Annotated in this window: 5 protein-coding genes; all 5 read left to right on the forward strand. The window is 40.6% G+C overall.

Features of this window, described 5'->3' with window-relative positions:
• The first annotated feature begins 308 nt into the window (after positions 1-308).
• On the forward strand, positions 309-452 hold the full coding sequence (locus F6K52_RS37180; RefSeq protein ID WP_364421152.1) for a hypothetical protein: 144 nt from the start codon (positions 309-311) through the stop codon (positions 450-452).
• A gap of 219 nt (positions 453-671) precedes the next feature.
• Complete coding sequence (locus tag F6K52_RS34310) at positions 672-1055, forward strand: AMP-binding protein (RefSeq protein WP_293089372.1); 384 nt, start codon at positions 672-674, stop codon at positions 1053-1055.
• A 90-nt stretch (positions 1056-1145) separates the two neighbouring features.
• A complete protein-coding gene (locus tag F6K52_RS34315) occupies positions 1146-1856 on the forward strand; it encodes an AMP-binding protein (protein WP_293089379.1) in 711 nt (236 codons plus the stop codon).
• Positions 1853-2029, forward strand: coding sequence for a hypothetical protein (locus F6K52_RS34320; RefSeq protein ID WP_293089374.1), 177 nt, complete (start codon positions 1853-1855; stop codon positions 2027-2029). Before F6K52_RS34315 ends, F6K52_RS34320 begins: the two co-directional genes overlap by 4 nt.
• 290 nt (positions 2030-2319) lie before the next feature.
• Positions 2320-3329, forward strand: a 1010-nt coding sequence (gene proX, locus F6K52_RS34325; RefSeq protein ID WP_293089376.1) for a glycine betaine/L-proline ABC transporter substrate-binding protein ProX, incomplete at its 3' end; no start/stop codon positions are given.

Genomic DNA, 3329 nt, shown 5'->3' on the forward strand with positions numbered 1-3329 from the left:
CCTTTACAGCAGCGTCTTCTTGTTCTACTTGGGTTTTCAACTACTATTTATACTCAACTTGATGGTCAATCTTTTACTCCTGAGTAGCCTTTCTTATAACTCCCGAAAAAATGGGCGAACCGGGAGTCTAGACAGTTAGAACTGGAGTTTAGACTAAACTCCAGTATCTAGAGCTTCTATCACTTTTTTCGGAAATCATAGCTATAGGGTTGAGGCATGGTTAGCGATTGCTAGGCGGTATACTTCTATATGTCCTATATTATTGGAAATAATTTGCTTGCTCCCTTCCAGAGGCAAGTGCTGTCTTTATTGCTATTGATGAATCTACCAGAGAAAATGGTTGTCTCAAGATTGTGAAAGACTCACATCTGCTCGGTACGCTTCCACATGATTCATGGAGTGAAACTCTCAGTGATAATGGCGTAAAGCCAATTAAAAAGCTTTTCAGATAGGCTTTTGAGCCTATATAGCAATCCTATTTGAGTTGTGACAGGTTATAAGCTTGAAACGCATGTATAGCAAGAATCACAGTTTTTAAAATTGCCACGACCTATTTAGGATTGCTATATCACTCCAGAAAAATTTAGGGTGGATTTGCGATCGCCTCCTACCCCATACTATAAGTCTAAATACTTACTCAAGTTTTTCCTCTTTATGTACTACATTTTGTCGTGCGGAATGTAGGATGGAATGATACAAAAACAGATTACCCAACTGACAAATGTATCCATCAGTTATTTGAGGAACAGGTAGAGAAAACTCCAGATGCAGTAGCAGTAGTATTTGAACAACAAAAGCTGACTTACTCCCAATTAAATAGCAAAGCCAATCAACTAGCACATTATTTGCAAAATTTGGGAGTAGTTCCAGAAACCCTAGTGGGAATATGTGTAGAGCGTTCGGTAGAGATGGTAGTAGGTTTATTAGCCATACTCAAAGCAGGAGGAGCTTATGTAGCAATAGATCCAACCGACAAATCACAAGATTTGCAATCAATTTCAGTAATATTAACTCTAAACGACCTGAAATCAGAAATTCCTAACTCCAATGCTTAAATTCTGTGTCTAGATACTGAGTGGGAATCAATAGCTAAACCGAATATAGACAACCCAAATACAGCAACAACAGCTACCAATCTTGCCTATATCTTCAATGAAACGTTAGTAGAACATCAGGCTGTAGCTCAACGTTTACAATGTCTACAAGAAACCTTGAAGATAACTAATCAAGATATTCTAGTGCATAAAACATCTCTGACTCAAGATGTAGCTCTTTTAGAAATAGGTTTACCTCTAATCAGTGGTGGTAGTGTAGTTATAGCTGCAAATGACGAGCCAAAAGAATTACAGAAATTAATCAGCCAGCACAAAGTAACCATAATTCACCTGTACCCATCAGAACTACCTAGCTGGTTAAATACAACTAACGAGGCAGCATCTTTGAACAGTTGGCGCACGCTCCTGAGCAGTGGAGAAACCCTATCAACAGAAATAGCCAACAAATTTCTCCAAAGCTACCCAGTTTCATTACACAACTTCTACAGTCTCCCAGAAGCAGGAGGAGAAGTTACCCACTGGCAATGGTTAGAAGAACCTCCCAGAGAAAATGTACCTGTAGGCAACCCTGGTCGGTTATCAGTTTATGTATTAGACCAACACCAAGACCCTGTCCCCACAGGAGTACCAGGAGAAATCTATATTGGAGGTTCCAGTTTAGCCAGAGGTTATCTGCATCAACAGCAACAGACATCACAGAAATTTATTGAACATCCCGAATTAGGTAAACTATTCCAAACAGGAGATATAGGTCGTTATCACAACCAAGGTTATCTAGAAATAGGGAGAACACAGCCATGAAGAAGAATCAAGAGTACCAAAAAGGCTCTTGGATAGTGACTAAAAAAATGCCCCATCTGAGTAAACCTCAAGCAGTGGTTTTAGCGATGGGTCGTTTTGGCATTGTGATGACCGGCTCGTGCGGACTGACCACAGTGGCGTTGCTGATTCTGGGTATGGTTTCGCCCCCCTAGCCCCCCAATTCTGGGCTTTAATAAAACCAGATGATCGCGCATTCATTCCTTAATTCAGCAACGCCGTAGAGTGGGCATCCTGCCCGCCCAAAAGAATCAATAGCAGTAGAGTGGGCATCCTGCCCGGAAAATCTAAGAAACAGGCATTTTGCTCATTCTACCAAGATGCCCATTCCACCAAGATGCCCATTCCACCCTATGGTCAGTAGTCGGGATTGCGCCTTACGAGAATTTCAGGCAAAATCTAGCTGTAACATCCCGATAGCACCTGATCGAATAGAATCCAAGAAATGACCATCAGCAAAACCAATAAATTTATTTGCACTATCTTAGCAGCAGCTTTATCCCTCAGTTTAATCGCCTGTGAAGCACAGACCCCAAATGGGAGTCAATCCACAGCAGGTAAAGGAGTCAAGATCAGTTCTGCATCCTCCTTTTCCACCAATGGCTTATTTGTTTCCGAAATCATCAATATTGGTTTGGCAAAGGTGGGTTATAAACCGGCAGCAGTCAAACAACTTAGTATTCCCCTGGCACACATTTCTGTTAGTAATGGAGACATAGATTTCTACAGTATTCATTGGGAAAATGTACACAAAAAATTCTTTTTAGAAAACGGTGGTGACCAAAAATTAGAAAAGGTGGGAGTAATTCATGCTGATGCTTTGCAAAGCTATCAGATTGATAAAAAAACTGCTGACCAATACAAAATCACTAATTTGGAACAACTAAAAGACCCCAAGATTGCCAAACTGTTTGACTCTGATGGGGATGGCAAAGCTAACTTAACTGGTTGTAATCCAGGTTGGGGCTGTGAGTTAGTAATTGAACATCAGCTCGATGCTTACAAGTTGCGCGATACCGTTGAACATGACCAAGGCAACTATGATGTTCTCTTTGCAGCTACATTGGGTCGCTATAAACAAGGAAAACCGATTTTATTTTATAGCTATATTCCCCACTGGTCAGTGACAGTATTAAAGCCAGGAGAAGATACCATTAGATTAGAAGTTCCTTTTCTTTCACTCCCTAAAGAACAGGAAAATATAACAGAAAAAGATACTACTGTTGACGGAAAAAATGTCGGTTTTGCTGTCGATAAAATTCGGGTGATGGCAAACAAGAAATTTTTAGCAGCCAATCCAGCTGCCAAACGACTGTTTGAGTTGATGACGATTCCTATTGGGGATGTGAATGCTCAACAAAAACTGGTAAAAGATGGTGAAAGTAGCCCAAAAGATATTCGCCGCCATGCGGAAGAATGGGTAACTAAAAATCAAGAAAACGGAAGAGAACACGT

Origin of the sequence: Moorena sp. SIO3H5, assembly GCF_010692395.1 — a bacterium.
GTDB lineage: Bacteria > Cyanobacteriota > Cyanobacteriia > Cyanobacteriales > Coleofasciculaceae > Moorena.

Bases quoted from the DNA above. Each gene is read 5' to 3' on its own strand.
- F6K52_RS34320 (WP_293089374.1), top strand. From the start codon at position 1,853: ATGAAGAAGAATCAAGAGTACCAAAAAGGCTCTTGGATAGTGACTAAA.